Raw genomic sequence first — 26,734 nt, forward strand, 5'->3', positions numbered from 1 at the left:
TTGAATACCTCCTTATTCTCTTGGTTTTATTATGAAATCCTTGAGAATAAGCTGTCAACTTTTTTTATACCACACCAAGGCTTGAAAAAGGCAAGAGAAACTGCGGAATAATTAACGCTGTTTTCGTAAGCCAAGCCAACTGAAAAAAGTGCGACACCTACACAGGCTATCGCACTTTTTAGGTTATTTTTTTATTCTCCACACAAATCATAAAGCTGTTCACATCGGTTTTGAATATCTAAGATTTCTGTTTCGGTTAAACTCCTGCGGTTATGAGTAAGTTGTTGCTCTAAAAAATCACGATAGCCATCAAGTAAGGCATCCCGTAAAAGCTCGGGGGCTTTGCAATGTTCCACACCAAACCATTGCTCATCTTTTTCATCCCAAATCATAACGGTGTATCCTCGCTTAGTGTTCACCACCTCCAAAACACTATCTTTATTTAGGTAATCGTTGAATACTTCTAAAACCTTTTCAAAGGTCATCATTTTATCAGCCCTTTCATATTTTAGGTGCTTATATGTAAGTAGTTTATATACTTATTACGACTATGATAATAAAAGTAAATCATCGTGTAAAGGATACGGATATTGTTTGCGAACAAAAGTGGCAAGCAATGCCGGTGTTAATACACTCGGCCCACAGAGGGAAAAATCCTGACGTGATTTCCCCCTCTGCTTTGCTTGTTGAGGGCAGCGCCCCCAAGCCCCTTTGAACGCAGAATTTCATTCTGCGGCTACGCGTCCGATGGACGCTTATGACCATGACCGGCTTACCGCTGGCCGTGGTCTTTTTCTTGTTCTTTTTTCTGTTCCTCATCCATTTTCAGCAGCCGATCCACATTGGCCTTTGCCGTCAAAAGTTCCCGCATTTCCTCACGGGAACGCCGGTACTCGGCGTAGGTTTTCTTCTTTTCCTCCAGCAGTTTGGCATACTCAGATTGCAGGTCTTTGACCTTGGGCAGCTTCTTCACTCCCATCTCATCAAAGGCATTTTTTGCCGCCTGATGGAGCAGAATTTCTTGCTCATGTTCCTCCCGAAATTTTCGGGAATAACCGGCCTTGCGATAGGCAACATAGGTCTCGCGGGTCTTGGCATAATTAACGATATGGGTACGCAGGACGGCGATCTCTGCCATGCGTTTCTCCGTCGCCTTAATCTGCGCTGACAGCTCATTGTGATGGGCGGTAGCCGCCACCGCTTTTTCTTCCAGCTCTGTATAGTCCAGTAGGTGATGTTCGGTAAGAAAATTCACGGTCTGCGCCATCTGTTTTAAGTTAAAAACCTTGGCCCAGCGTGCATATCCAGCACCTTTCCCGGCCTGCAATTTTGCCTGAATATCCACCAGCAAATTGACCTTGGGTGGCTCCGGCTGCACGGTGGATTTCTTGCGGGGCGTGTGCTGCTTTTCTCCAGCCAGCACCGCACGGATTTCTGTTTCGCTGTACCCGGCTCCCAGCTTGTCATCCATACGGGCTACATTCTTCCAGCCGGGAGCTTTAAGGCGGATTGCTTTCCCGCGCCGAGATACCTCGCAGCCCATCTCGGAAAGCAGTTGCAGAAGTGTGTCAAAGTCTGCTGGCTTTTGCTCCAGCGCCCGGTCAATCATCACCCGTAGCTGTTCCCGATGGGAGGGCTTGGCTTGTTCGCCCAGCCACTTGTTGTAGCTTTTTCCGTGGGGCTTGGGGTTCTCCACAATGGATAGTCCGTTCTCGATACAAATGGTGTCACTTAAACGTCGAACAGCTCTGGTGCTTCCCCAAAAGTTACGGAACTTCCGGTCACAATCCATATTGACCGCCGACCAGATGATGTGATTATGAATATGCGATTTGTCGATGTGGGTGCAGACCACAAAGGAATGATTGCCTTTGGTGAACCGCCTGGCAAATTCTATGCCCAGCCGGTTGGCTTCCTCCGGTGTGATCTCTCCGGGCCTGAACGACTGGCGCACATGGTAGGCGATCACATCATCTGTACCGCGCACTCGTCCGGTGGCGGCAATATACTGCCGCTTTGCCAACAGAAACTCTGCATCAGCAGTGCGGCTGTCACATCCATAGCTGGTAATCAATTTTCCGTTGTCGGTCTTTTGGGGATTTGCCACATAGTCAATAATATCGCTGATGGCACGGCTCTCAGTCCGACCCTTGCCGATATGCAGCGGCATGATGCGTGTGGTTGCCATAAGGGAGACCTCCTTTCCAAAAAAGAAACGGCCTGCATGGTGCAGACCGCTTTTGTTATTCTATTAAATCGTCCTCATCGAGAAAATCAAAATTGTCCTCGATGTCCTCTAACCGCTTCGGAGGAAACCTCATCTCGTATTGTTCTTTTGCCAGCGCACGAACTTCCCGGCGCTTATCTTTCATTCGGTTCTTCAGCCAGGAAATCTGCTCCTTTGATAATCTCCATGGGAGATTCAGCAAGCGGTTTATTGTCATTTGCTCCGCTTGCTTCTCCGGCGGCAAAGAAGCACAGGATTTACAGACGTGCGCCGCATGACCTTTGCCGGAAAATTTTTCATTAGCCTTATATTCTCCGCAGACTTTACAATAATGGCCGTGCTTCTTCATAGGCTCGATTCCTTTTCACTGAGAGCGTATAAACTGCGCACCGCCCCCATGATGATGTTCCACTCCAGATCTGCCGCATAGGAAAATTTTTTGCGGTACGATTCCCAAAGTTTCTGCATAACCGAGCTGTTCTCCACTTCCTCAAAAACTTCGGCAGCTTCTGCAAGATGTCGTTCTGTCCCGCGTTTGTGAGCAGTGGCCCGCAGCGCATCATGGAGAATCTGAGGGTCCAATGTATTCCCATGCAGCTGTTCCAGAATATAAATGTCATAGAAATCTCTCATGCGGGTGTTGGTGGTAGTTCTGGTAATGATCGTTTCCAGCTTTTCGGCCAGAACCGTTTCCAGATTGTACGCCCAAATATCAATGGAGCGATCTTCCAGCATCAGCTTGAAAGAGTAGCGGATCTCCCTGGGGGTAATGGCATCCCCTGTGGAAATGTCAATCTTCAAAGGCGTCACCACACCGTCAAAGGTTGTAGTCATATTTACGCGAATCCCCGGATATTCCGCCTCATCCATAATCTCCGAAATACTTTTCAGCTGGAATTTGACGCCATCATCAAGCGGGACACTCACAATAGCGGAAATCAAATTCTCTATGTCCTCCACATTGACATTGGCTCCTTTTACAGTAGCGTCCAAATCCATCGTGGAACGGGCATCCAGACCAACCATAGCCGCTACCAGCATACCGCCTTTCAGAATAAATTTGTCACGATATTCAGAAAGGGAGATACGCTCCAGAAAACGCTCCATCATGTAGTTCCGCATCAAGAGCTGGGCGTCCGCAGATTTTTTTCTGGAAAGATTGCGGATCAGATCCTTCAACTGCCTTGCTGTTTTTATCATAAAAGCACCTCCAAATACTGCCGCAGAATTTTTTCTATCCGGAACATACCGGCATACCGCATCAATGTCCGCAGGTCTTTGTCTTTTCTTCTGGCATACATCTTTAATGCCCCTTGAAAAGTCTGCATCTCCATGTTGTTCCTGCTGCGGAGCAGGTCGCAGATGGTGCGCTCCAGGTCATAGACAGGAACTGTATGCCCAAATGGTGTCTGAGCCGTTGTCAGGCCCACCCCATGCAGTTCCGCCTTAATGGTGAATACCTGTACGCCCTCTGCTTTCAGCTTGGAGGGATTATATCCGGTCTTGACTGTGACCGTATATTCCAGCGGCTCGCGGTCTGTCAGATCGTGAAAAAATAAAGCTGTCTCATGGGAAAACACTGCCTGTTCGACCCGCAGATGAAGTAAGTACATGGCATCGACCCAGGCATCCTTGGAAAGATAAATTCCATGCGCGACCCGCTCCAATTCCCGTGAGTGCACATAATCATAAAAAACAGGCTTAGAAATACCAGCAGATACTACTTGAGCTGTTCGCAGCATCCCATCCTGTGTTTCCAGCAGCTGATCCAGCTGTTCAAATTGTCCCACCGTACCACTTCCTTTCACACTAATATTATAAGCAATATTAGTTCAAAAGTAAAGTGATGAAAATTCGGCATAATTTTACCGACAGCTTAACGTTCAACAGTTTTGGAAATATGAAGTGGCAGCAAAATAGACAACCTCAGCTGCCCATTTCATCACGATATGAAATAATCTGCTTCTTTTTCTGTTTGGCACACCGTAACGTTGTGGCTGCTCCGCCCCAATCATGGAGAACATAGGCCACCACTACATCGGCGGACTCTACCATCCAGCGATTTCTATGAGAAATCGAAAAACGGCGCGGTACGTTTTCCAGCGGTGGATACACGGTACTGTCATAGCCAGAAACATCCCGGCCAGTGTTCAAATATGCCAATACAAGAACCAGCTCGATTTGCGGATACTTTTTCTTTTGTTCCCGTAAAATAGACGCTGCTAAACTGTCGAACTCTCCATATCCTCCAAGATAAAAAGTTGTTGCTCCTTGCTCAATTAGGTCTTGTGTTACATTGCGAAGCCAATTCGCAATATTGTCTGCCTTTGTGATTTGCGAATGGCCACAAAAAGTTACGTTCATACGATGGCACCCCTATTACCATCATACTGCAAATAGCTCTATTAGTACAGGTACAGGGACCAATTTTAGCAAAACTGCCCATATACTAAATATAGTACAGTCACAGGGGCGGTGTATAGAATGAAGCTAAACGAGGCGGTAAGCAAACGTCTGTTAGAATTACTAGATGAAAGAAAAATGACACAATATCAACTGTATATGAAAAGCGGTGTTCCCAAGTCTACGATTGGAAATGTCATCAACTGCTCGTATGATTCGGTTAAGCTACGGATCATTCATGAGATGTGCCAAGGAATGGGGATTGGGATAGATACCTTTTTTGCATCGCCGCTTTTTCAAGAAGATAACCTAGAACCATAAAACCTCCGACGAAATTCGTCGGAGGTTTTCATATTATCCATAAACCAAATCTTGAATGATAAACTTCAAGTCCTGTACCTTGCCCAGTAGCCAGATTGCAGCCATTGGCAAACCATAGGGACTAATGAGAAATGCTATCACCAGCAGGATAATGCCGTTTTGCAAGGAGTAAGTAATCAGAACTGCCACACCCAGCAGGGCAACCACCATGCTGATAAGCCCCAGCACCAAACCGGAGACATAGACAATCCCCACACAAATCCAGACGAACAGGGTCAGCGACAGAATCACCGGAGCCATTAAAATCTTCAACGGCAGTTTCAGAATGAACCAGATCGCCCTCATTTTTCTTCCTCCTTCCATCGTTCCCGAAAGCTCTGACAGAGAATTTCTGCCTGTCTTTCATCTTCTTCCGTCACTTCTCGGCATCCTTTGGTTAGCCGCAGTTCCTCATAGCTGCGATAATCAGATAACAGCACCTCGAATAGTTCGTCCGGTGTCCGGCTGAGAAGTCCATCCACACAGTAGCGGGAATCTCCATTCCATGTGACGCGGAGATAACCTTCTCGACAAGGGAGGACTTCTTCCTCTAGATCACAGTCCAAATACTCACGAAAAATCTCCAACACCTTCTCAAAGGTTTTCATCTATTCTCAACTCCTTTGCGGCAATCTGTTTTCTACCCATATTATCCTTCCAACATTTCAAAAAGACAAGGATATGGGCAAAAGAAAAAACGGAGGAAGGCGCGGCGAAAAGAACGCCGTTCCTCCCTCCGCAGTTGGGGCATATATCCCTGTTACGAAAGCCTGGAAAGCTGGGTTAGGATTTCTTTCACGCCCTCCCATAACTGCTCCTGCCGTTGGGCTATATCCTCCAGGTCAGCATCATAAATCCGCCCCGTTTCATGTACCCGTCGGGTGAGCTGGTTCAGGTTATTGCTGCTTCGGCGCAACAGGGATACCAGTTCCTTCAGCTCCGGCAAGTCCAGCTGTACCACATAGCCGTCCACAGCCATCTTCCGCAGATAGGCGCTCAGGTTTTTTGTTCCGAACTGTGCCATTTTCTGCTGGATCGCTTCCATCTCCGCATCGGAAACCCAAAACAGGACCGGCACATCCCGTTTACGCTTTTTGGCGCTCATCGTTCCGGCTCCTGTTTCTTCGATAAAGCAGGCTTGTGGGTGGTAGGCTCCTGTTTGAGCTTTTGCAAGACAGAGCCTTTCTCCGGTTCCTGAAGCGTTTTTCGTGCCTGCCGTGTAAACAGATCGGTCAGACCAAGATTGACCTCATCCACAACCAGATAAGCACAGTGGCGCGAAGTGCCGCTGTCCTCCGGCATGTACTTCACGGCATCATGCAGCTGATCGGCAAGCTCCAGCCCCTCGATGGGGTTCACGGTGTAGTCCATGCCGTGGGCGGTGCTTTCCGGTTCCTGTCGGCCCAGCACCATTTCCGGGTGGTCCAGGAAATAGCGGTTGATGGCAAAGCCGTCCTCGGTCTGCCCGGTCTGCGTCCACTCCGGCACGATGTCCAACGGACGGTCACGCTTTTGCAGGAAGATGATGTCCGAAACGACCTCGGCACCTGCGTTCTTTTTGAAAGCGTCATTGGGCAGACGGATGGCCCCCAGCAGTTCGGCGCGCTGAGCAAGATACCGGCGCACGGTGGAATCCTTGGCGTCCATCGTGTAGCGGCTGGTGACAAAGGCCACCACGCCACCGGGACGAACCTGATCCAGAGCCTTGGCGAAAAAGTAGTTGTGAATGCTGAAATTCAGCTTGTCATAGGCTTTATCCCGAACCTGATACTGGCCAAACGGAACATTACCCACCGCCAGATCGTAGAAATCCCGCCTGTCGGTGGTCTCAAACCCTGCCACGGTGATGTCGGCCTTGGGGTAGAGCTGCTGGGCAATACGCCCGCTGATGGAATCCAGCTCCACGCCGTAAAGACGGCTGTTTCGCATTTCCTCCGGCAGCATACCGAAGAAATTGCCTACACCACAGGACGGCTCCAGGATGTTGCTGGTCTCAAATCCCATGCGGCCCACAGCCTCGTAAATCGCTTTGATGACCGTAGGGCTGGTGTAGTGCGCGTTGAGGGTGGAACCTCTGGCAGCAGCGTATTCCTCCGGGGTCAGCAGTTCCTTCAGCTGGGCATATTCCTTGCTCCAGCTTTCCTTGTCGGGGTCAAAGGCATCGGCAAGGCCGCCCCAGCCCACATACCGAGAAAGGATTTTCTGCTGTTCCGGCGTTGCCTGCTCGGTGGTTTCCTCCAGGTATTTCAGCAGCTTGATTGCCTCGACATTGGCCTGGAACTTAGCCTTGGGGCCGCCTTCGCCCAGGTGATCGTCAGTGATACGGAAATTCTCGGCGGTGCGACGCAGATTGGCCTTGTATTCCTCATAAGAGGCTTCCTCGGCAGCTTTGACATTGGGGAAGGTCTGCCACTCGCCGTTTACCTGAATGGAAACGGGGTGTTCGTCCAGTACCTCATCCAGAGTCTTTTCCGGCTCGACAGCAGGCGTGGGCGGCTCCGGCTCATTGGTTCGCAGGGTCTGAACAACCACATCATAGGGCAGATTGTTCTTATCGCCCGGATAGACAGCCACAGTCTCGGCTTGGAAGGCCGGGGTTTCGGCAGCCGGTTCGGGGCGTTCCTGCTCAAAACCGTCCAACTGACGGGCATACATCCCGCGCAGCAAAGGCGCAACCTCGCTCCACTGGAAGAACAGCATGGCCAGACGCTTTTCATCTGCATCCAGCACTTCCAGCTCGATACCTTCCGGCATCGTGCGGTAATCGGCGGTCTCGCCGGTCTCCAGCTCCATCGTTTCCACGATGTTGGGATAGGCCCGGCTCAGCCACAAGGCTACCTCCTGGTTACTCTTGCCGTTGCGAAGAAGCTCGGAAAGCTCCGCCTTGTCCGCCTCACCAATCAGGCCATGGGCCAGCACATCCCGAAGGTCCTGGTCCACCGTATCCAGATTTGCAGGCAGGAATTCGGTATAGAAGTCGTTGCGGTTATCCTCCCGCAAAAGCTGCTCAAACCGTTCCCGGCTCTCAGCCCGGTAGATGGGATAGCTCATGCCGGTGGGCAGCAGCTGCACCGTGTCATCCCGCAGCTCTGTGATCTGATGGGGCCGGTCATCCAGATAGACAATATCACCCACATTGTAAGGAGGAACCGCTGGATCGTAGGAGGTTCGCTCCCGGAGTGTGCCACGAGCCGCAGCGTATTCCTCATCTGAAACCAGAACACGCAAATTATGGGGAGAAGGCTGTTCCGGCTCATCTGCCGGGACGCTCTCTCTGGATATGGCCTCCACATCCGCCATAACACGCTGGATGAATGGGTCATTATCCAGTTTTTCCTCATCCACCAGTTCACCATTCACAATGCCGCGCTCGGCCAAAGCCTCCCGAATGGCGATGGGGTCGATGTTGTCGAACCGGTCCTGTTCCGCTTCGGTGTAGAACCGGTCCTCCTTGATAAGCTGAGCGATCCGGCGCTGTACCTTGGGCCAGGGCAGCACCGTTCCTTCGGGGCTTTCCGGGCGAACCGAAAACGGGGTTTTGCCATCGCCGCCGTCAAACTCATGGGCCAGCCATGCAGCGGTATCTTTTTCCCGCCCATGTTTCTCCATGTAACGGACAACGGCGTGTTTACTTTCGATTTTGCCGTTCCAGTCCTGGATAGCCTTGTCGATGTCATTGTCCGTGAGAGGGTGCAGCAGCTCATGGAGCTTGGGATAGGTCTCGTCGATGATTTCTCGATGAAGGCGCTGGCGGAACTCCGGTGTGTCGGAATAGAGGCGGAGCAGCTCCATGTTGCCAGATCCCAGGACAGCACGGCGAATAGCGGCATTGCCCTCGATCACGGCGTTCTCATGGTCACTGTGACCGCAGGCATTGCGATATGGCACATCTTCCATAACAGCGGCAAGTACAATGGGCTTGTATTGCTCATGCAGTTCTCGAATCGTAGGGGCTGCGGCTGCTTCGGTCTCCTGAAATACTCTGGTCCCGTCTGCGCCAAACTCCGCTTCCTGGGCATTGATGTGCTGTTCCGCCTCATGGTCGATAGAGGGCATGGAATACTCCTGCCGCTCCCTGCCGCCCTTCGGGACAGCGGAAATGGTCACATCATGCTTATCCCGCAGCTGTTCCACAACCTGCTCCAGCCGGTTTGCCGGAAAGCCGCACATTTCCACACGGCCACCGCCGGGGATAGCGCGGGTCGTGAGATTGAGGTCCAGTTCCGCAGCAGCAGTTTTGGCGTCCTCACCGTACAGCTCAAAAAAATCCCCCATTTGGTAGAGGATTATATCATCCGGGTGGCGCTCCTTGACGCCGTTGTATTCCCACACAGCCGGGTCCGGCTGCTGGGCTTGCAGGGCATCTTCTTCCGCCAGGGCCTTTTCTGCCTGGATTTTGTCATACTCCGCCTGTTCCTGTTCTGTGAGATAGCGTCCCTTCTGGATCAGGTCGGTAATCCGTTTGGCGACTTTCTCCCAGGTGAAATGCACATCCGGGCAGCCGTCTTTTTTGTAGTGCAGACCTTTTCCGTCGTGGCTTTCATCGCTTTTCATTGCACCGGACAGGGCATGGGAGTGACCGCCAATACCATACTTATGTTTGAGAAAATCCACCTTTTCCTTATCCGTATGGGGTTCCTGGAAAAAGGTGAAAACTCGGCCCTTACCGCCCTCAAATCCGCTGCCTCTGGTCATGGCGGCGTCGATCTCGTCCTCAGAGATAAACTGCTTGACCGAAGGTACTTCCGTCAACTGAGAGGTAAAGGTGGTGCGAGGCAAGGACAGATCTTGCAGGTTCTCCCAAATTTCTTTGGGTTTATGGTAGTGGAAGCGCAGCAAATCCCGATCCTGCTGGTAGGCCGTCCAGAAGGCAGCATATTCTTCCGCAAGGTTCTGGCGAAACTCCGGGCTTTTCAGCTGTTCGGTGAGCCATGCAGATTCCTCCGGGAAACCGCGCCCCGGATTGTTGGAAAGGATGGGCAGATACCCAGCTTCTCTGGCTTCCTCGCTGAAATCGTGGTACAGATTCCAGAACTTTTCCGCGAGGAGGGAGCGTTCATAGCCCGCAGCCTCAGCCAGCTCCACATTGGTGGCAAACTGGCCGTCCTGCAAAAGCTGGCCGATACGCTCAGCGGCACTCTCCCAGGAAATGACCTGGGCGGACTTATCGTAACGGGCAGTTTTGCCGTGGGAAAGATGGATTCCATCCTCGGCATACCATGCAGTGATGCTGCCAATCCCGTTGCCGCCATGGTACAGGGTTTTCAGGGTGTCTGCGATCTCGGTGGTGGACTTCTGCTCCTCAAAGGCCGCGACAATGCGCTCTCTCTGGCGATAGGTGTTGCCGCCCAGCCGCAGCACATGGTCGATGTCAGCCTGGGCAAAAGAAAAAGCAGAGGATGTTTTCACATTCTCTGCTTCATCTATGATTCTGATTTGTTCTGCTTCGGAGAGGAAGAAACTCAGCTGTGAATAAGCTCCGCCATCAGAATCTCCTCGGCCTGTGCTTTGCAGGTGTTCATCAGGCCCACCCAGCGCATCGGGTCGCTGGCTTTCAGCTGCTCCGTCGCGCCCGCGTCTTTCGCCAGCTGGGGCATCATCTGCTCCAGACGGCTCTGCGCTGTCTCGTCGATCTCGATGAGGTGCGGGTACAGCTTCTCGGTCAGCAGCAGCTGATTGTAAATCAGGGGCCGGTGTTCCTTCAGGTACGCTTTCCGCATCCTGCCGTACTTGCCCAGGGGCTTCTCCGGCTGTTCGGTCAGCTTCAGGTCGGGAATCTGATAATCTCCGTTCATCGTGTAAGTCAGGCTGTTCTCCATGTGTAACGCTCCTTTCCGCGAGTTGCTCGCGCTCATAGATCTGGATGGTGACGCCGATCTGCCGCAAAACCTGCTGGTTAATCTGGCTGACCGCCGCGCCCAACGCCCCAACCGTGGCCGGGGTATTGAAATCGAAAATCGGCATGAAGTCCTCATGCTGGAAATATTGTTCCGTATCCAGCCCACAGCGAGACATCAGGGCATAGGCGATACTGACGGTGGCGGCGGACTTAAATTGGACTTCGATGTTGTAATCATCGTACTCCGCCAGGAACGAACCGTCAACGATATAGCGGAAATCTCTCTGATGATCGTCCCAATACTCACTCGCCAGCTTTCCGGCTACATCCGTGAGCTGCTGGGCGAGATTGTCACCGGCAACGCCGTAGTTTTGCTCCAGCATGGCCGACACAGGCCCAATGTGCTGTTCTTCCAGCTGCCACAACCAGGGTGTACGGGAATGTTCACGGGTGCCGGTATCGGAAATATCGAACACATAGCGCAGGCGAAGCTTGTCGCCGGAATCGTCCACCAGGGCAATACCCTTGGAGCCACGGCGCACATACCGTCCCATTTTTTCATTCCACAGGTCATACTCGGCGCAGGCGGTGGCATCCGGGCGCTGGGCGTAAATCATCATTTGCTCGTGGAATGGGTATTTATAAAGGCGGGCGGCGGTGGTGAGAAAAGCCGTCCACTCCTTCCAGCTGCCTACAAGCTGGGTCGATACCTGTTCGGCCATCTGCCGGTAAAATTCAGCTTTGGATGGCATGGTTTTCTGTCCTCCCTTCATGTTGAATAGAAATGGGACGGCATATCAGGCCGTCCCATCAGGTCTTTATGTGTGTTTTTTACTCGTCGAAATCTGGGTACAGCTCCAGTTCGGCAAACTCGGTGTCGTTCATAGCTTGGAGTTTACCCAGGGCGCTGTCCGTCAGTTCCCGCAGCTCGGCTTCCTCCGGCGAAAGCTCACCGCGCATCTCCGTCAGAGCGTCGATCAGCCCGGTGCGGCTGCCGGTGTTGTAGATGCAAAGAAGGTTCGTTTCCTCAAAGGTGAAGTTGTTCATATCAAAGCTCCCTTTCCGCGCTCTTTTTTTGCGCTGTCTTTTTGTGTTCCGTCTTGGGCTGGCTTTTCAGCTGCTCCATTACGGACTTTTTCTTTTCCCGTTCCTCTCGATGGACGGCTGCTGCCAAGTCCATAAGAGAAATGGGCTGACCACTGCGGGCCTGTTGTTCCAGCTGGGCCACTGTCGGCTCCTTTGGGCCGTTATTGATGATACCGTCGATCATGCCGTAATCATCTTCCACCGTCATTTCCGCATTTCTCAGCGAATTTTCCGGCAAGAAACCTTGCACCTGGGTGAAACCAACACTGTCGCAGTAATGACAGGATACCTGACCATTCTGCTTGATGGCAACGATGTCACTGACGCTCATAGACGGGCTGTGAAAATCCACCGGCTTTTGCAGATTGAACTGCTCATACAGCCTTTCCAGCTGCTCCATAGTGCTGCCGGAACCGTCCAGAGGGGCGGTATAGATAAGGTCATAGTTACTCCGCTCTACGGACAGATTGTGCGATTGCAGCCAATCCAGATTCATAAAACGCACATTCTGCGGGTCATCCTTGCTCACCTGATAAATAGCAAAACAATTTCCCTCATGGGAAAGAAACGCCTGTTCCCGTTCCAACTGCCGATCCTGTCGTTCCAAAACTTTTTCGTGAAAGTCCGGGCTTTGCTCCCATTCCTCGCGGGACACAGCAAAGATACCGTCATGGGCGTCCAGGTCGGCAGTGTCAAAGGCCATTTCCGGGTTTTCACCCTCCTGGACGATATAAACGGTCAGGTCTCGCTCCATCAGCTCATAGGCTCGCTCTTTGGAGAGGGGCAGAAGGTCACCGTCCAGGTAGCCGCATTTCTCCAGATCATCCTGAGTCAGTGCCGGGTCCGGCATGGGATACTCGTCCAACGCCTGCTCCTGGGCATCCGGCAGCTGGGTGGCGGCAGCTTCTGTGGTCTGCTGGCTGACCTGTTCCTGCATCTGGTGGTAAGCCGCCTCCTGCAAAGTCTCGATCATGGACAGCGGCGCATACTTGATGGACTTGCCGCCCATCCCCAGGTCCTCGCAGATATGGCTAACCGCTGTGGAACGGCCCATATCCGGCCCGTCCAACTGGCCGCCGTCCATCTGCTTCATGGTTGCCACATCGTAGAGCGTGTAGTCCCAGCCGGTGTCGCAGGGCTGAACATGAAGGTAGCTGGTATCATCCAGCACCAACAGGGCCTCCCGGTACTCGGCGCTGGGCTGGACACTTTCGGTATTTTCCGGCTCGGTCAGCTGTTCCGGTTCAGTCATCGGCACCAGCTGATCCAAGCGTCCCATAAGCTCGGCAGCTTTTTGGGTGGTTTCATCCGGTTCATCCTCGTTCACGATATTCTGGAGCCATTCGCGTACACCGCTGGCATCTCCGCTTCGGAGTGTGGCAGTCAGTTCGTGCAGTGCGTCCTCACGGCTATCTGCATTGTTCCGATACTCATAAGGGTCATAATCGAAAGTGAACTGGTCGATGTCTGCTGCCAGCTGCTCGATAGAGTCCTGCTGCGGTTCCGTGGCGGCAGTCAGGTCAATGCCGCGCTCCTTGCAGATTTCCTTGTAGTTGCGCTCGATGTCGTTAATCAGCTCGCAGGAAGTCTTGTTGATGGTCTCCAGACTGGCCCGCAGCTCCTTCAGGCGTCGCCAGAATTGCCCTCCACGGTGTAGACCCGGCTGCCGTCTGTGCCGACCACAAGGCCCACATGGTCGGCGCTGCCATCCAGGTCCCAGTCAAAGAAGATGGCGTCGCCGGGGGCGATATTGGCGTAATCACGCCCGCCCCATTGTCCGTGAGACTGGAACCACGGAATACCCTGGGACTGGCAGGCGGCAAAGCGCGGCTCGGACAGCCCCATCTGGCCGTAGCACCAGGACACGAAGCAGGCGCACCATTCCACACGGGAATTGAAGCCGTACCAGCTCCAGTAGGGCTGACCGCCCACATTGCCCACCTGACTTTTGGCTATGTCCACCACGGCCTGATTGCCGGGGCGGGTGCCGTTGACGAATACCACGCCGGTCAGGTCCTCGGAGTTGCTCGTATCCGGGGAGCCGCCGCCGAAGATCAGCGGCTTGTTGCCCAGCGTCTGCCGGTACACCTGGTACATTTCCAGCTGTTCCGGGGTTAGCAGCTCCGAAGCCACGGAAGATATGGGCTTGCTGGTGAGCTTCACATTCAGAATGTAATACTCATACGGGACTTCCTCGGTGGTCGTCTCGCCGGTCACGGGGTCCGTGGAAGTTTCGGTGCGGTATCGTATCTCCACTTCCTCGGTAAGCGTCAGTTCATACTGTGCGTCGAACACGCGCTCCAGCTCGGCCTGGGCGCTCTGCCGGGTATAGCCTTGCAGCACGGCGGACAGGTAGGCTGCCAGCTCATGGGGGTCATGCCCGATCATATCCAGGTCATAGCGGTACTCGTCATACCCCGGATGGCTGCTTTCGATGTTGTCGATCTCGGCTTGCAGCGCCGTTTCTTTGGCAGCGTAGTCGGCCTCCACCGCCACCAGCTCAGGATCATCCGACGGGTAGGTGGTGCCGGACACCACGGAACCGATACTCTGCGCCATCATGGAGCAGGAGGACATGGTGTTGAGCAGCATACAGACCAGCAGGAAGATCGCACCCGCAATCAAAAAGCCCTTTTTGTGGCGCATGACAAACGCGCCCGCTTGCTGGGCTTTCTCCTTGACCGCCTTGGCCGCCATGCCGGTGGCCTCCGCAGTCTTGGCGGTGTTCCCGACAGCTTGACCGGCGCGCTTGGCGGCAGCGTATTCCTTTTTGATGGCCTGTTTCTGCTGCCAGCGGGAGATGGGGTTGCTGGCAAGCTGGGGATTTTCCCGCAGGGACTTCTGATACAAGGCGTTCACATTGGCCTTCTCCAGCTTCTGCTCGGCCTGGGCCGCCTTGCGGTAGGGCTTCAACTTGTGGCTGCGGTAGCCTTCCCGTGCAAGCCTAACGCCGGTCTCGGCAGCCTCCTCGGACTTGTGGGCGCTCTCCACGCCCACATTGTCCTGTTCGGTCTCCCGGATTTCCTTGTGGAGCTTCCCCAGAGCGGCATTGGCGGGGGTATCCCGCACCGCATGGGACAATTTGGAGGGCGGCTTCTTCTTGTCCTCCAGCACCAGCTTGGTGGTCACTTTGCCGGTCTCCGGGTCCACCGTCTTTTGCCGGACCTGCTTTTTGGGGATTTTGGCCTGCGCCTTGTCTGCTTTGGCGGCGGCCTTGTCCGCCTTACGGATGGGCTTCTCCAGAGCCGGGTCAGCCCGTTCCTCGTCCGTAAAGCGCAGGCGCGGTTCCTTATTCAAACCATTCCCCCAACATGAGGGAGGCCGTCATGTAGCGCAGCTCCACATAGACGGCCAGCCCCACAGGGTCACGGGAGGGGTGCTGAAGCAGATGGGCGTAGATCTGCGCCACCACATTGGCCAGCAGCTCGGACTGCCCGCCCTCGAAGATGACGATGGCCGGGACGCCGTTCATGGCGCACCAGATTTCCGTCAGGCGCAGCAGGCCCGCTTCGCCGTCCTCGTTCAGCTCCGCAGCCTGATCCGCCGCCGTGCGGGTCTCGCTGACGGCATCGGCCAGCTCGGTGAGCAGCTGGGTGCGCTCACCCTCCAGGGCATCGTCAAAAAACATCATGGTATTCAGTTCGGTGTTGGGTTTCATGGTCATTCATCCTCCTTTTTCAGTTCCTGGGGTTTGGTGGTCATAATGCGGTACAGCTCGGTGTTCTTGGGGAAATGGTCCACGAAAGGCAGGATCGTGGAGCCATAGAACAGCAGGCCCTCGCCCTCGCTGGAGTGGGTCACATAGGAAAGCTGGTGAGGGGAAATGCCCAGCTGCTTGGCGAGAATCTGCCGGTCCCCGCCCGCCTGGTTGAGCATATACACGAAGTCGGAGTTCTCAAAGATGTTCTCCACCTCGCGGGAAGAAAGCAAGTCTTTGACATTCTGCGTGATGCCGGTGGGGATGCCGCCCCATTTTCTGAACCGCTTCCAAATCTCCACCGTGTAGGCGGCGGTCTGTTCCTCTTTCAGCAGCAGGTGCATCTCGTCGATGTAGTAACGGGTGGATTTGTGGGCAGCACGGTTGATGGTAACGCGGTTCCACACTTGGTCCTGGACCACCAGCATACCGATCTTTTTCAGCTGCTTGCCCAGCTCCTTGATGTCGTAGCAGACGATACGGTTGTTGATGTCCACATTGCTCTGATGGTTAAACACATTGAGGGAGCCGGTCACATAGATTTCCAGCGCCGTGGCGATGTACTGCGCCTCTTTCTCGTCCTGCGCCCGCAGCAGGTTGTAGAGGTCCTCCAGGATGGGCATATTCTCCGGGCGGGGGTCATTGAGATAGTCCTGATACACCAGCCGCACACAGCGGTCAATGATGGTTTTCTGAACCGGCTGCAAGCCCTCTTTGCCGCCTACGATCAGCTCGCACAGAGACAGGATGAAGTCGGACTTGAGAGACAGCGGACTTTCATCGTCCGAGTAGTCCAGGTTCAAATCCATAGGGTTAATGTAATTGCTGCTGGTGGGCGAAATCTTGATGACCTGCCCATGCAGGCGCTCCACCAAGGGCGCGTACTCGGCCTCCGGGTCGCAGATAATGATGTCATCATGGTGTCCGTCACGGCCTGCCGCAGTTCTGGCGGCAAGGTCTGCCATTCTCCGCTCAAGGTTCCTCACTTCCTTTCCGTAGCTGGCAATCAGGGCAGCCCGTTCCCCTATGTCGGAGAACAGCAGCACATCCAGCAGATATTCCACATGGGATTGTTTCTGCAAGGCTTCCACGAAAAGCGGGTGCCATTCTTCCTCCGGCGTCTTTGGGGCATAGTCCCGCTTCCAGCAGCGCAGCAGATTGTGATAGTCGGACAGTACCCGGAAACAGTGGCGCTCCATGCGCTTAAATTGATGTTCCGGGCTTTCCTGACGTGGCTTCCGCTTCGGGCGGCTCCTGCTTGGCGGCTCCCTGTCCTCATAGGGGATGGAGAAGTCCTGCGCCAGCATGAGGGCGGCTTCTTTGGGGCTGACGTTTTCCAGACGGGAAACAAAGTCAATCACATCCCCGTCTGCCTGACAGCCGAAGCAATGGAAACGCCGGTCAACCTTCATGCTGGGGTTTTTATCGTCATGGAAAGGGCAGACGCACATCCCGTTTCTCCCTACCCGGATACCGTAATGCTCGGCGGCCTGCCGGGTGGAAACAGACTGCTTCACGGCTTCAAATACGTTCAATAGGCAAATCCTCCTGAAAATAGAAAAAGCGCCTGCCATTCTCACAAAGAAAAGGCAAGCGCCTGATTGGTTAAAGTTCCATATCCTGTTTTTGCTGGCGGCGGGGCTGCTGGCGTTTCTGTTCTTCCCGCTGTTTTGCGCCCTCAATCTTCCAGCTTAATTGTTCGTTGATGGACGGCTTCTTTCCCGGCTCCGGCACAACACGGCGCTGGTCGGGCGGCAGCACATGGTTTATCCAGTAGCGCACATCCCGCAGCAGCTTCATATCCGCCTGAACCGCCTGCAATCCCTCATTTTTTTTAGACAGTTCCTCGGAAAGCTGCGCCCGTTCTTTCTTTAACTCTTTCGCATCGAAGGGCAATTCCTCCTGATGGGCTTTGAAGAAACGCTTTGCGGCAAGGTAGGCGTCCAGTTCCTCCCGGTGTTCGGCGGCAAACTTCTCCTTTCGGGTTTTCCAGCCGATGGAAGCGTATTTCTTGTAAACCTCTTTGTAGGCTCCGTGGTTGGCGATATGGGAAAGGGTGGTGTCGATGGCCTTTATCCGGCGTTCCGATTTTCGGATGTCGGTTTTGGCAGAAAGTATCTCCCCGCTGACCTTATCCAGATAGGCGTCAAGGCTCTCCACGGTGGAGATCTCTTTCTGCCGCAGGAAGTCAAGGGCTTCCATGACCTTGTTGAAATCGCCAACAGTGCCTTTCAGCTTCCCCTTGGAAGTCCAGCCGGTGCGTTCCTCGCTCCGCATATCCAGATACCGGGAAAGCAGTTCGGGGATGGTCGGCTCCTTTGCCTGTTCCAGCACTTCCAGCAGCGCTGCCTTTTTCTCTTTCAGGCCGGACAGCCAGCCCTTTAAGCTGCGTACCATCTGCCGGATAGACTGCATGAGGGAATTGGCGGCTTTGATGTCCCGGTTCAGGTTGCCGATGTTGGTCTGTATGCCTTTCTTCTCCAACTGGCTGACCGCTGGCCCCATGTGGACGGTGGGGATTTTATCAATCCCCTGTCGGGCATAGGAACGAAGGTCAAGGCGCTCCGGGCTGCCGATGGCTTCCAGATAGCGGTTCGCCGTGTCAGCCCAGCCCTGCCGCCATATCTCGGCGTACTTCTGGTCGTTCCAGTCCACGGTGTCCTCCTTGTGGCTTTTCCATCTGCCGGACGCAAGCCGGATACGCTCGCCGTTCTCGTCAAGGTCATAAACCTTCCGGCTCTTTGGGAGCCACTTGCCTTGTTCGTCCATTGCCCGCATGGTAAGCAGGATGTGGGCGTGGGGATTTCCGTCCCCCTTGTCATGGATGGCAAAGTCGGCAATCATGCCCTTGGAAACAAAAAACTCCCGGCAGTAGTCCCGGATAAGGTCGGCGTACTGTGACCGGGGAAGTTCCCTCGGAATGGCAAGCACAAACCTCCGGGCAAGCTGGGAGTTCCATTGCTTCTCGATGGCTTCGGCGGCGTTCCACAAGGTATTCCGGTCTGCGTATTCCGGCGGGGCATGGGGCGGCAGCATGATTTCGGTGTGGACGATTTCGCTTTTATGGGAATAGTATTTCTGTTTCTGGTCGTATTCGGAAAACAGCCGTTCCCCGCTCTGGTAGGCGGCAGACGCAACGGCTGACTGGCGCTTGCTGCGCTGGATGATTTTCACATCAAAGTGCGGGCATGGCAAGTCACGTCCTCCTTTCTCCCGGTGTCCGGGCATAAAAAGAGCAGGGAACCTGTTTCAAGATTTCCTGCTCGGTGGTGCCGCCGGTGGGTGGCTGGTATTCAGTTTTGAAAGTTCGGATCAGGGTGGCCCGATAAATTAGGATTTTCCCTTTAAGGAATCATCTATTTTATCTATTTCTTTTGATGTTTTTTCATAATCAATCACCGTGCCTATAACAATTCCAATCAACATTCCGATACTTGCACAAATAGGAATGGCAAAAAGATTTTGCAAAAACGCCCATGCCAACACACCTATGCAACCACCAACAATAAATCCTGTTAATAAGCCAACAGTTAAGTATCTATTGTTTTTCATATTGCTATATCCCCTCCAAATTCCAATTTGTCGTTGACTTCATTATACCTCATCGTTTCAGAAAAGTATAGCGGCCTATTGTAAAACTTGCTGGACGGGAACAGCTTGCAGTGCAAGGTGTTCCCGGGCGGCAAGTACACAAAGGGGTAGCTGGCGTCAGCCAGCGCAGGGGAAGTGTAGCTTCCTCTGTGATGATTGACAGGAGCCGGAACGCTGCGGGCAATCATCCGCTTTCCGCAGGAAGCCCCCGGCAGGGCGCAACACACTACCTTCAGGTGGTGTATAGTTGCGCCCTCTTTCAGAGGGGCAGTCCACGGGCTGCGGCTCTGGAAGCAATTATGACCGTTCCCGGTCTGGCTGTTTTCTCTTGGGATGTGGCTTTTCCGCCCTCGCCTGTGCCTTGGCTTCGGCAAGCCTGCGCCGGATGGAATTGTCCCGCTTCTGGATAAACCGCTGCTTCGTATCAGCGATAAAGCGGCGGCACTCCGGCTCCGGGATGGCGTCCAGCTTTCGGATGGTATTCTCCACAATCTCCCTTGTCTGCCGGTCACGGATAACCGGCACGATTTCTTTCAGCCCCGCAAGAGTTTCTTCCTTCGTACCGGCGGCGTACTGATAGACCATAGCCAACTCGTCTTTTGAAAAATCCATCTTCATTCTGCGCCCTCCTTCTCTGTGCCGTTTCCGGCGAACACTTTTTCCATAAGCTGCCGGGTGCTGTCCTTCCGGAACAGCAGCTTCAAGAACAAACTGACCTGTTCATCCGTGATGGCTTCCGGGTGGGGAAGGTAGCTTTCCAGCATGGCGGCTCTGGTGCAAAGCCGGTGCGTCCGTTCCTTCCGGGTCAGCGCCTTAGCCTGATGGGTCAGACGCTTTTCCTCCTGTTGCGCCCAGCGCAGCTTCTTTTCCGTTTTCTCTATCTCCTGATTGAGTTTTTCCAGCTTTTCATTCATCGGCGGCTGGCCTCCTTCTTCGGAATGAGTACATATATTTTGTTGGGTTCCCCGAAGCCCTGACGCACTCGCAGTATCAGTCCGGCGTCCTCCAATTCATTCAGGGAACGCTTCACGGTCATGGTGCTGCGGGCAAGTGCCGCCGCCAGTTCCACGATAGGGAAATGGATAAACAAAATCCCGTTGGCGTCCTCTATACCTGACAAGAAAACAATATCCAACATCCGGGCGTACATGACCTTTGCGGTGCTGCTGATCGGGAGCCGCAGCATGGCTCTCGGCAGCGGCATACAGGGCGGTAGGGCGGTGTCTGCGGTCATAAATTCAACTTCCATTCAATCGGTGTCCTCCTTTACTTTTCGTTTTGAGCGTTTGGAAAGATAATAGGGGCAGTCCACAATGACCGCCCGGAAACTCTGCTTGCAAGTGCGCTGGCATTTCCGGCAAAGGTCGTTGTACGTTACCCGCCCCCGTTCATTGAGGAAGAAAGACAGTTCCAGCTTCCTCTTTTTCGGCATTCTCGGCATGGTGCCTCCTTAAACAAAAATCCGCCCATTTCAGCCGTAACAGCCGCAATAGACGGATAGCAGATTTTAGTGTCGTGTTTCGGGGCGATTTTCAAGGAAAAAGCGGCCATAGAGCCGCCCGGAAATCCCCCGTAGTATTATGGATAGGGTAGACTATGCCCTATCGGATTGTTGTGTTTCGGTATCAATTCGGTGTTCATTTTCGCCGGTTCTCCCTGATGTCGTTCCTGCCCCTGGCTCTCACAACGGCGTTTCGCTCCCTTTGGTACGCTCGTTGCGGTCATGGTTCCTCCATTTCCCTGCCGCAAGTCGTTGCGCTACATCGCCGGGGAGCATATCCCATACAGGCCGGTCATTCGATTGGAATAATCCATCGATGAACTAAGCCCATTATGGCACATTTTTGAGCCTTCTCCCGTATATCCACAAAGTAGGAAAACCGCCCCAAAATCGAAAATTTCCACGATTGCGGAACGGGTATGGTATAATGAAATTGACGGCGGCAGCCAGCCGCAGGAAGGAGCGATGTATCTATGAAAACCCGCATTTCCGTACAGGAACGCCTGAAAGATTTACGGGTGGAACAGGGCTTAAATCTGGAAGAATTGGCGCAGAAAACCGGCATTTCAAAATCAGCCCTCGGCAGCTATGAAAACGACAACGATGAATACAAGGAAATCAATCACGGCAGCCTGTTGAAGCTGGCAGACTTCTATCAGGTGTCCGTTGACTATCTGCTCGGCCTTACCAACAATCGGAAATATGAAAACACGCCGATAGAAGAATTACATTTGAGTGATGAAGTCGTGTGATTTTATACATAGCTGAATCAAAATCCTTTATAAATGATTCATCTCCATGGCAATTTAAAAATTTCCCTGCTGTAATCAATGCACCCACTTCCGCCGCTGTAAACATTACCGGCGGAAGTAGGAAGCCCTCTACAAGAAAATATCCTTTTCCGGCCTCAGATCCAATTGGTATTCCGGCTTCTTCAAGTGTCCGGATATCTCTGTAAACTGTCCTTAAGCTTATATTAAATCGCTGTGCAATTTCTTTGGCAGGAATTATTTTTTTTGATTGCAGCTGAATAAGAATAGAGGTTACTCTGTTAATCCTGTTCAAATTTTATTCCTCCTCTGTGACTTCCATAAAAAGTATATCCTATGCGTTCTTAAGCTAGCTGCTGTTAGTGCTTCTCATTGCACCCTGGTTATAAAAGCCATACTCACAAACCTCTTCACCAAAACTCTTTACATCTCTAATATAGAACTCTATCTAGCGAACTTTTAGAAAAGATATAAAACATCAGAGTATGGACAGTTGCGGATGTACTTCAGAAAAGATTAGATGTCTAAAAAGCTTGTAGTTAAAGCTTTTTAGACATCTAAATCTAGGTACTAAAACAATTCATCCAGTAAAATATAATATTTTATTTTCTCCCAATCAGGCTTGATCCCCAGTAAGTCAAAAAATAGCTCGACATACTGTTCTTCCCCGATATCCTCCCTGATCGACCGGACGCAGAAGGCAATGTCATACCACTTGTCCGCCCTGCCGCTTCTCCCAAGATCAATAAAGCCACTTACTTTGCCATCTTTCACAAAGATGTTGCTGTCTCCCAGGTCGCCGTGGGAAAAGACAAGTTCCTCTTCGGGCTTTTCCGTCTTTAAAAAATCATACAGCTCGCGCGGATCTTTAAATGGAGTGTCTTCTTCCCAGTTTTCGCAATCCACATCGGCCAGATCGTTATTCAGTAAGTAATCCAATTCGGCTAAGCGGCTGTCTAAGCTATTCGTATAGGGACAATCCGATATGTCGATGGAGTGAAAGAGCCTGATGCACTCCGCATACAGCTCGATAATCTTTTCAGGGCTTTGTTCATCTTCATACTCTTCCGAGCAAAGGACGCCATCGGCCTCACTCATGAGCAGATTGCTCCAGCCATCATGCCGTTCAAAGTGCAGGACCTTTGGAACAGGCAGCTTTCCTTCCAGCCATAGCATCATGTCCTTTTCCCGTTCCACATCATAGGTGGTCCCTTTATACCGGCTGTCCGTCATTTTTAAATATAGGTTTTCATTTTCTCCCACCAGCTTATATACCTTAGCAGGAGACATTCCTTCCGTATCTTTTACGCAGCGGTATTTTTCGATCAGTTTTTTCAATTCCGGTGATATTCTCATTTTAGCCATTTATTATTTCCTTCCTCTTTTCTACAGTATTTAAAGATACCCCAAGAAGCTAATTATAACAAGACGAACTCCAATTCACTGTTCCTTGCATTCTAAAACCTTAAATACCAGAAAACAGCTTTTTCAAAGTTGTTTTCAAAGTTGGCGTATAACATAGTATCGACGGAGCCGATTTTGAAACCACAATTATGATAGAATTTACAAGCTATAAGGTTATTGTCCTGGGTTTCAAGCATTAGTCCATGCAAGTTTTTATGCTTTGCCCATTCTATAGATATATTGATAAGCGCGCTGCCTATGCCTTGCCCCCTGAAATCCTTACATACGGCGATATCTTCTATATAAGCGTACCGGTTCCAATTTTTTCGCAGTTTAACTTTTCCGACGCATTTATCGTCTTGGTAGTAAAGATATATTATCTTATCAGTATTGTCAATATATTCAAGGCAATCTGCCTCCTCATCCTCTTCATCCTCTTCGTCTTGGTAGCTTTTTAAATATGGCGCTTCATAGAGTAATTCTGTAAAGGTCCAATTCTCGTTTTCATACCTCGGTATAATCTTACCTATCACCTCAAATGGTTCGCTGGGTTTATCGATATCTTTCAGGTGCCCTGCTTTCATTTCTGTAATCACTGTTCCCGCCTCTCTTCTATATCAGCGGCATATGTGCTATCCAGGCAGCCGGTTTTACCAGTGTATTTTTTATACATGTCCCTGGTATATTTTGTTATATTCCTATCATACTCCGGATAGGCATAATGAAGCCTTTCCGCCACCTCACCGGATACCGCCCTGAACAATTGATGGCATAGAAATAATGCTTCCCATATGTTTTCATAGGAATCCATCCGGTAGGTGGACAAAAGTTTCTCCCACAAATCCTCGGATATATACCTTTCAATAAACTTATAGTTCTTGCCTACACTTAATTTAAAGCCTGTTTCGATGCCGACCTTCCATGATATCATTCTCAGCAGCTCATGGCGAACAATCTGATTAAAATGATCAATAGCAAATAAAATTTCCTTACGGCACAGTCCCTTAACCACATAGGTAGTGGTGTTCCAGAATTCATTGCAGCAGTCATCGTATTCCCGGGCACTGGGTTTTCTTATATGATAATCCATGTCGGTCGGAACTACAGCTTGCTGAATCCTTCCATCCTTATCCAGAATAATCTTTATCAATTTATCGTCATTCAGGTAGTTTCCCAACTCTTCCAGGGGCAATAAGGTAAGGTCTATTTTATTATAATCATCAAAAAGTATTATATAGGAGTAGCCTTTCTCTTCAGCCGGGAATAGTTCCATATCCTCCGGTTTTTGCATCATTATAATATTCCCGAAGCTTTTAAGCCATTCATCCTTTAAAGTAAAGGATTCCACATCTGTTACGAAGTATGTGACATCATAATCCTGGAATTCGTCCTTAGGTATATTAATATTTGCGCGTGACCCCTCAAGGGTCACAATTCGAATACGTTCATCCTGTTCTGCTAAAGAAAGTACTAAATCCATCATTTCTTTTTCTGATCTCATTTACATACTCCTCGTTTATTTTTTCTATATTATTACATCTTCTTTTTTGCCGATACAATCAGCATCATTGGGCGTCGCATTTCATCCGCCATCCCCGGAATATCCATCATGTTCTCTGGCGGCTGTGGCTCCACAATCTGATTTATTATAAAACTATTTGAAAGCAGTGTATTTAGATATGTGGTCAGTGTTCTATGATATTTTGTAACCTTTTCTTCCAAAAACATAGCTGTCCGTTTGCCCTCATAATAATAATTGTCCACCGGGAAATGCAGTATTTCTCCTTTTTCGTTATAATACCAGTCTTGTGTTCCATGAGCAGTAAAAACAGGATGTTCAACTGTAAAAACTAAATTGCCACCAGCCTTCAGCATCCTATATATCTTTTTTATTAAATTCTCATAGTCTGCTACATAATGAAACGCAAGCGAACTTAGTATTACATCAAAGCTCTCCTCTGGGAAATCCACATCTTCTATGGCACAGCATTCATATTCAATCTGTGGAAAATGGGTTTTTCCTTTTGCTACTTCGAGCATTTTATGAGAAATATCAACACCTACTACAGAGGAAGCACCGTTTTCCATCGCATATATACAGTGCCATCCATAGCCGCATCCTAAATCAAGCACACGCTTACCCTTAAAATCAGGTAGCATCTTTTTCAAAGTCTCCCATTCTCCCGCACCAGCCAGTCCTTTCTGCGAGCGACTCATTTGACTGTATTTTTGAAAAAATATATTATCATCATATTTGTTTTCTTTCATCTGAACTCTCCTCGTTTAAAAAGTTATTTATCTCCGATACAATTTCATTCACTTCATTATAAAGCTTCTCGGTCATGTCGTAGCATTCAAAAAGTGAGATACCGAGTACTTCAAAAATATGATTTACCTTCTCGGTATATTTTTCAGGTTTATGTTCAAAAGTTTCAAGCAGTTTTATAGCTTTCTTTTCGTTGATACAATAAGCATTATTACATGCAAATAACACTTGATTTAAACATGAAACTATACGAAAAACATGACCCGCAATATAATATTTATCGTCTGTTCCCGAATTTGCTTTTACAAACATTAAAGAGAACCCTGCTTCAAACATAAAAAAGTTAACTAAACTTTTCTGCAAAGCATTGGGATAAGTTTCTGCCTGTTTTTTTAATTCGCATAAGCTTTCATTCTTAGCATATAGTATTTTGCTAATCGCTAATTCTCCTCGATACATTGCACTAATATAACCATGGGGATGCCCAGTCTGATAATTGGCAGTAACAATTCCGTGCTCTGTATCTTTCATTATTTGTTCCACACGTTTAATATCACGTAAAATTAAATCCACATGATACCCGTTTATGACTAACCATCCGCCGCCATTAATCCAATCACCCCATGCTCCGGGAGGTACAACAAGGTTATTTCTATGCTCATCATCCAGCTTTGTAGCGAATTGATTAATAGTATTTATGTCAAATGATTCTGAATTGTAATAGATGCCGATATCTATATCCGAATCCTCTGTATGGGTGCCCCTTGCACGTGAACCACCTAAAACAATACCTTCTATATAAGACAGAGAGGATAATTTCTCTGCTACTGATTTAATAATATTATCTACCATCAAGCATGCTCCTTTTATCGATTCACTGCTGTAAAAATTCCAAGCCAAATCTTTTGCTTCTACTCAACATATTTATAATTTTTTTAATTTCACAAAAGATAGCTAATAAGCACATTATAAGAATGATTCTGATTTTTTTCTTCACTTTTATTTTTCTCCATTTCAGCACATTGTTTTATTTTTGGGGTTTTTCGATTTCATCATTTTCTAATTCAATCACATCCAGAATGCCACAATTCAAGGATTCGCAGATACGAACCAGCGTTTCCATGCTGATATTTTTCCCTTTTCCCATATTAGCAATCATATTTGTGGTAAGACCGGCGGCAATCCGCAAGTCCTCTTTTCTCATATTGCGCTCAACCAGCGTATGCCAGAGGGGTTTATAGCTTATGTGCATTTATCCTCCTGCCTTTCTCCCGGTTCCGGGGTTCCTGCTCCTATTATATCAAAGTTCTTGCTATTCCACAAACATTTCTTGATACAACCGCCGGTTCCGTCTGGATTGTGCTTTTCCTTTCTTCTCTTGATTACATCTACTTAGCCATGAGCTGCTTCATGCCCTGGCTTTTTATTGATGTGCGATAAAGAAGCAATAGAAGTGTAAAAAATTTTGCCGTTCCTATCCGGCACTTGGCCATTGTGTCGGATAGGTCGGGCATTAGGCTTCGGGCAAGTCAATCTTGCCGACAAAGCTGTAATAAATCTCAATGTCCTGCCTGCGGGTGCCGTTCTCGT

The 26,734-nt window shown here is 50.6% G+C and carries 26 protein-coding genes and 7 pseudogenes; 3 read left to right on the forward strand and 30 right to left on the reverse strand.

Annotated elements, in window-relative coordinates; all coding sequences use genetic code 11:
* Positions 1–191: 191 nt before the first annotated feature.
* The 6 genes from FGQ86_RS14280 to FGQ86_RS14310 form a co-directional block, all read right to left on the reverse strand.
* Complete coding sequence (locus tag FGQ86_RS14280; protein ID WP_002576327.1) at positions 192–488, reverse strand: hypothetical protein; 297 nt, start codon at positions 486–488, stop codon at positions 192–194.
* 284 nt (positions 489–772) lie between these two features.
* Positions 773–2,188 (reverse strand): relaxase/mobilization nuclease domain-containing protein, encoded by a 1,416-nt coding sequence (locus tag FGQ86_RS14290; RefSeq protein ID WP_002578499.1) that lies wholly within the window; start codon positions 2,186–2,188, stop codon positions 773–775.
* A gap of 55 nt (positions 2,189–2,243) precedes the next feature.
* Positions 2,244–2,576, reverse strand: coding sequence for a hypothetical protein (locus FGQ86_RS14295; protein ID WP_002578498.1), 333 nt, complete (start codon positions 2,574–2,576; stop codon positions 2,244–2,246).
* Positions 2,573–3,427, reverse strand: a complete 855-nt coding sequence (locus tag FGQ86_RS14300; RefSeq protein ID WP_002578497.1) for a nucleotidyl transferase AbiEii/AbiGii toxin family protein — start codon at positions 3,425–3,427, stop codon at positions 2,573–2,575. Before FGQ86_RS14300 ends, FGQ86_RS14295 begins: the two co-directional genes overlap by 4 nt.
* Positions 3,424–4,017, reverse strand: a complete 594-nt coding sequence (locus tag FGQ86_RS14305; protein WP_138304825.1) for a type IV toxin-antitoxin system AbiEi family antitoxin domain-containing protein — start codon at positions 4,015–4,017, stop codon at positions 3,424–3,426. The genes FGQ86_RS14300 and FGQ86_RS14305 overlap by 4 nt, the downstream gene beginning before the upstream one ends.
* Before the next feature lie 136 nt (positions 4,018–4,153).
* Positions 4,154–4,591 carry a hypothetical protein gene (locus FGQ86_RS14310; RefSeq protein WP_002578495.1) on the reverse strand — a complete coding sequence of 146 codons (438 nt, stop codon included), beginning with the start codon at positions 4,589–4,591 and terminating at the stop codon, positions 4,154–4,156.
* A 120-nt stretch (positions 4,592–4,711) separates the two neighbouring features.
* Between FGQ86_RS14310 and FGQ86_RS14315 the strand changes: the two genes are divergently transcribed.
* On the forward strand, positions 4,712–4,951 hold the full coding sequence (locus FGQ86_RS14315) for a helix-turn-helix transcriptional regulator (RefSeq protein WP_002578494.1): 240 nt from the start codon (positions 4,712–4,714) through the stop codon (positions 4,949–4,951).
* Between the two features lie 33 nt (positions 4,952–4,984).
* On the opposite strand, the gene FGQ86_RS14320 is transcribed toward FGQ86_RS14315, so the two are convergent.
* From FGQ86_RS14320 to FGQ86_RS14345, 5 genes and pseudogenes are all read right to left on the reverse strand, one after another.
* Positions 4,985–5,296 carry a CD1845 family protein gene (locus tag FGQ86_RS14320; RefSeq protein WP_002578493.1) on the reverse strand — a complete coding sequence of 104 codons (312 nt, stop codon included), beginning with the start codon at positions 5,294–5,296 and terminating at the stop codon, positions 4,985–4,987.
* The gene (locus FGQ86_RS14325; RefSeq protein WP_002578492.1) at positions 5,293–5,598 is read right to left on the reverse strand and encodes a hypothetical protein; all 306 of its coding nucleotides are present in this window, start codon (positions 5,596–5,598) and stop codon (positions 5,293–5,295) included. Before FGQ86_RS14325 ends, FGQ86_RS14320 begins: the two co-directional genes overlap by 4 nt.
* A 152-nt stretch (positions 5,599–5,750) precedes the next feature.
* A complete protein-coding gene (mobC, locus tag FGQ86_RS14335; RefSeq protein WP_002578491.1) occupies positions 5,751–6,095 on the reverse strand; it encodes a plasmid mobilization relaxosome protein MobC in 345 nt (114 codons plus the stop codon).
* A gap of 194 nt (positions 6,096–6,289) precedes the next feature.
* A pseudogene (locus tag FGQ86_RS14340) lies at positions 6,290–10,399 on the reverse strand (helicase SNF2); the annotation flags it as partial.
* Between the two features lie 53 nt (positions 10,400–10,452).
* Positions 10,453–10,809 (reverse strand): TnpV protein, encoded by a 357-nt coding sequence (locus FGQ86_RS14345; protein ID WP_072853158.1) that lies wholly within the window; start codon positions 10,807–10,809, stop codon positions 10,453–10,455.
* Here FGQ86_RS14345 and FGQ86_RS14350 point away from each other — a divergent pair.
* Positions 10,808–11,611 carry a hypothetical protein gene (locus FGQ86_RS14350; RefSeq protein WP_072853160.1) on the forward strand — a complete coding sequence of 268 codons (804 nt, stop codon included), beginning with the start codon at positions 10,808–10,810 and terminating at the stop codon, positions 11,609–11,611. The two genes, FGQ86_RS14345 and FGQ86_RS14350, sit on opposite strands and share 2 nt — an antisense overlap.
* A 49-nt stretch (positions 11,612–11,660) precedes the next feature.
* On the opposite strand, the gene FGQ86_RS14355 is transcribed toward FGQ86_RS14350, so the two are convergent.
* The 12 genes and pseudogenes from FGQ86_RS14355 to FGQ86_RS16290 all read right to left on the reverse strand — a co-directional run bounded on the left by FGQ86_RS14355 (position 11,661) and on the right by FGQ86_RS16290 (position 20,644).
* On the reverse strand, positions 11,661–11,876 hold the full coding sequence (locus FGQ86_RS14355; protein WP_002588921.1) for a transposon-transfer assisting family protein: 216 nt from the start codon (positions 11,874–11,876) through the stop codon (positions 11,661–11,663).
* Between the two features lies 1 nt (position 11,877).
* Positions 11,878–13,548 (reverse strand): annotated as a pseudogene (locus tag FGQ86_RS14360) (YodL domain-containing protein); the annotation flags it as partial.
* Positions 13,542–15,212 (reverse strand): annotated as a pseudogene (locus FGQ86_RS14365) (CHAP domain-containing protein); the annotation flags it as partial. The pseudogenes FGQ86_RS14360 and FGQ86_RS14365, both read right to left, overlap by 7 nt.
* Positions 15,205–15,573 carry a DUF3851 family protein gene (locus tag FGQ86_RS14370; RefSeq protein WP_002578787.1) on the reverse strand — a complete coding sequence of 123 codons (369 nt, stop codon included), beginning with the start codon at positions 15,571–15,573 and terminating at the stop codon, positions 15,205–15,207. The gene FGQ86_RS14370 and the pseudogene FGQ86_RS14365, both read right to left, overlap by 8 nt.
* A 2-nt stretch (positions 15,574–15,575) precedes the next feature.
* Positions 15,576–16,529 (reverse strand): annotated as a pseudogene (locus tag FGQ86_RS16540) (conjugal transfer protein TraE); the annotation flags it as partial.
* Positions 16,530–16,943: 414 nt separating this feature from the next.
* A pseudogene (locus FGQ86_RS16745) lies at positions 16,944–17,186 on the reverse strand (CHC2 zinc finger domain-containing protein); the annotation flags it as partial.
* A gap of 31 nt (positions 17,187–17,217) precedes the next feature.
* A complete protein-coding gene (gene mobQ, locus FGQ86_RS14380) occupies positions 17,218–18,807 on the reverse strand; it encodes a MobQ family relaxase (RefSeq protein ID WP_033126280.1) in 1,590 nt (529 codons plus the stop codon).
* A gap of 135 nt (positions 18,808–18,942) precedes the next feature.
* Positions 18,943–19,164, reverse strand: a complete 222-nt coding sequence (locus FGQ86_RS14385) for a hypothetical protein (protein ID WP_033126279.1) — start codon at positions 19,162–19,164, stop codon at positions 18,943–18,945.
* Between the two features lie 336 nt (positions 19,165–19,500).
* The gene (locus FGQ86_RS14390; RefSeq protein WP_052084072.1) at positions 19,501–19,821 is read right to left on the reverse strand and encodes a transposon-transfer assisting family protein; all 321 of its coding nucleotides are present in this window, start codon (positions 19,819–19,821) and stop codon (positions 19,501–19,503) included.
* Positions 19,818–20,117 (reverse strand): DUF3847 domain-containing protein, encoded by a 300-nt coding sequence (locus FGQ86_RS14395; protein ID WP_033126277.1) that lies wholly within the window; start codon positions 20,115–20,117, stop codon positions 19,818–19,820. Before FGQ86_RS14395 ends, FGQ86_RS14390 begins: the two co-directional genes overlap by 4 nt.
* On the reverse strand, positions 20,114–20,452 hold the full coding sequence (locus FGQ86_RS14400; protein WP_033126276.1) for a DeoR family transcriptional regulator: 339 nt from the start codon (positions 20,450–20,452) through the stop codon (positions 20,114–20,116). Before FGQ86_RS14400 ends, FGQ86_RS14395 begins: the two co-directional genes overlap by 4 nt.
* Positions 20,453–20,644 carry a hypothetical protein gene (locus FGQ86_RS16290; RefSeq protein ID WP_171031583.1) on the reverse strand — a complete coding sequence of 64 codons (192 nt, stop codon included), beginning with the start codon at positions 20,642–20,644 and terminating at the stop codon, positions 20,453–20,455.
* 533 nt (positions 20,645–21,177) lie between these two features.
* Here FGQ86_RS16290 and FGQ86_RS14415 point away from each other — a divergent pair.
* Positions 21,178–21,453: pseudogene (locus FGQ86_RS14415) on the forward strand (helix-turn-helix transcriptional regulator); the annotation flags it as partial.
* A gap of 1 nt (position 21,454) precedes the next feature.
* On the opposite strand, the pseudogene FGQ86_RS14420 reads toward FGQ86_RS14415, so the two are convergent.
* The 7 genes and pseudogenes from FGQ86_RS14420 to FGQ86_RS14455 form a co-directional block, all read right to left on the reverse strand.
* Positions 21,455–21,769 (reverse strand): annotated as a pseudogene (locus FGQ86_RS14420) (HTH domain-containing protein); the annotation flags it as partial.
* A gap of 275 nt (positions 21,770–22,044) precedes the next feature.
* Entirely contained in the window at positions 22,045–22,839 is a 795-nt protein-coding gene (gene aph(3')-IIIa, locus FGQ86_RS14430) for an aminoglycoside O-phosphotransferase APH(3')-IIIa (protein WP_001096887.1), read from the reverse strand.
* A 92-nt stretch (positions 22,840–22,931) separates the two neighbouring features.
* Positions 22,932–23,474, reverse strand: coding sequence for a streptothricin N-acetyltransferase Sat4 (sat4, locus tag FGQ86_RS14435; protein ID WP_000627290.1), 543 nt, complete (start codon positions 23,472–23,474; stop codon positions 22,932–22,934).
* Positions 23,471–24,379, reverse strand: coding sequence for an aminoglycoside 6-adenylyltransferase (gene ant(6) / locus FGQ86_RS14440; RefSeq protein WP_024400881.1), 909 nt, complete (start codon positions 24,377–24,379; stop codon positions 23,471–23,473). The genes sat4 and ant(6) overlap by 4 nt, the downstream gene beginning before the upstream one ends.
* Before the next feature lie 32 nt (positions 24,380–24,411).
* Positions 24,412–25,146, reverse strand: coding sequence for a class I SAM-dependent methyltransferase (locus FGQ86_RS14445; protein WP_000662263.1), 735 nt, complete (start codon positions 25,144–25,146; stop codon positions 24,412–24,414).
* A complete protein-coding gene (locus FGQ86_RS14450) occupies positions 25,127–25,996 on the reverse strand; it encodes a nucleotidyltransferase domain-containing protein (RefSeq protein WP_000228166.1) in 870 nt (289 codons plus the stop codon). Before FGQ86_RS14450 ends, FGQ86_RS14445 begins: the two co-directional genes overlap by 20 nt.
* Before the next feature lie 175 nt (positions 25,997–26,171).
* Positions 26,172–26,396, reverse strand: coding sequence for a helix-turn-helix domain-containing protein (locus tag FGQ86_RS14455; protein ID WP_033126275.1), 225 nt, complete (start codon positions 26,394–26,396; stop codon positions 26,172–26,174).
* Between the last annotated feature and the right edge of the window lie 338 nt (positions 26,397–26,734).

Source organism: Clostridium sp. BSD2780061688st1 H5, assembly GCF_005845155.1.
Lineage (GTDB): Bacteria > Bacillota > Clostridia > Lachnospirales > Lachnospiraceae > Claveliimonas > Claveliimonas intestinigallinarum.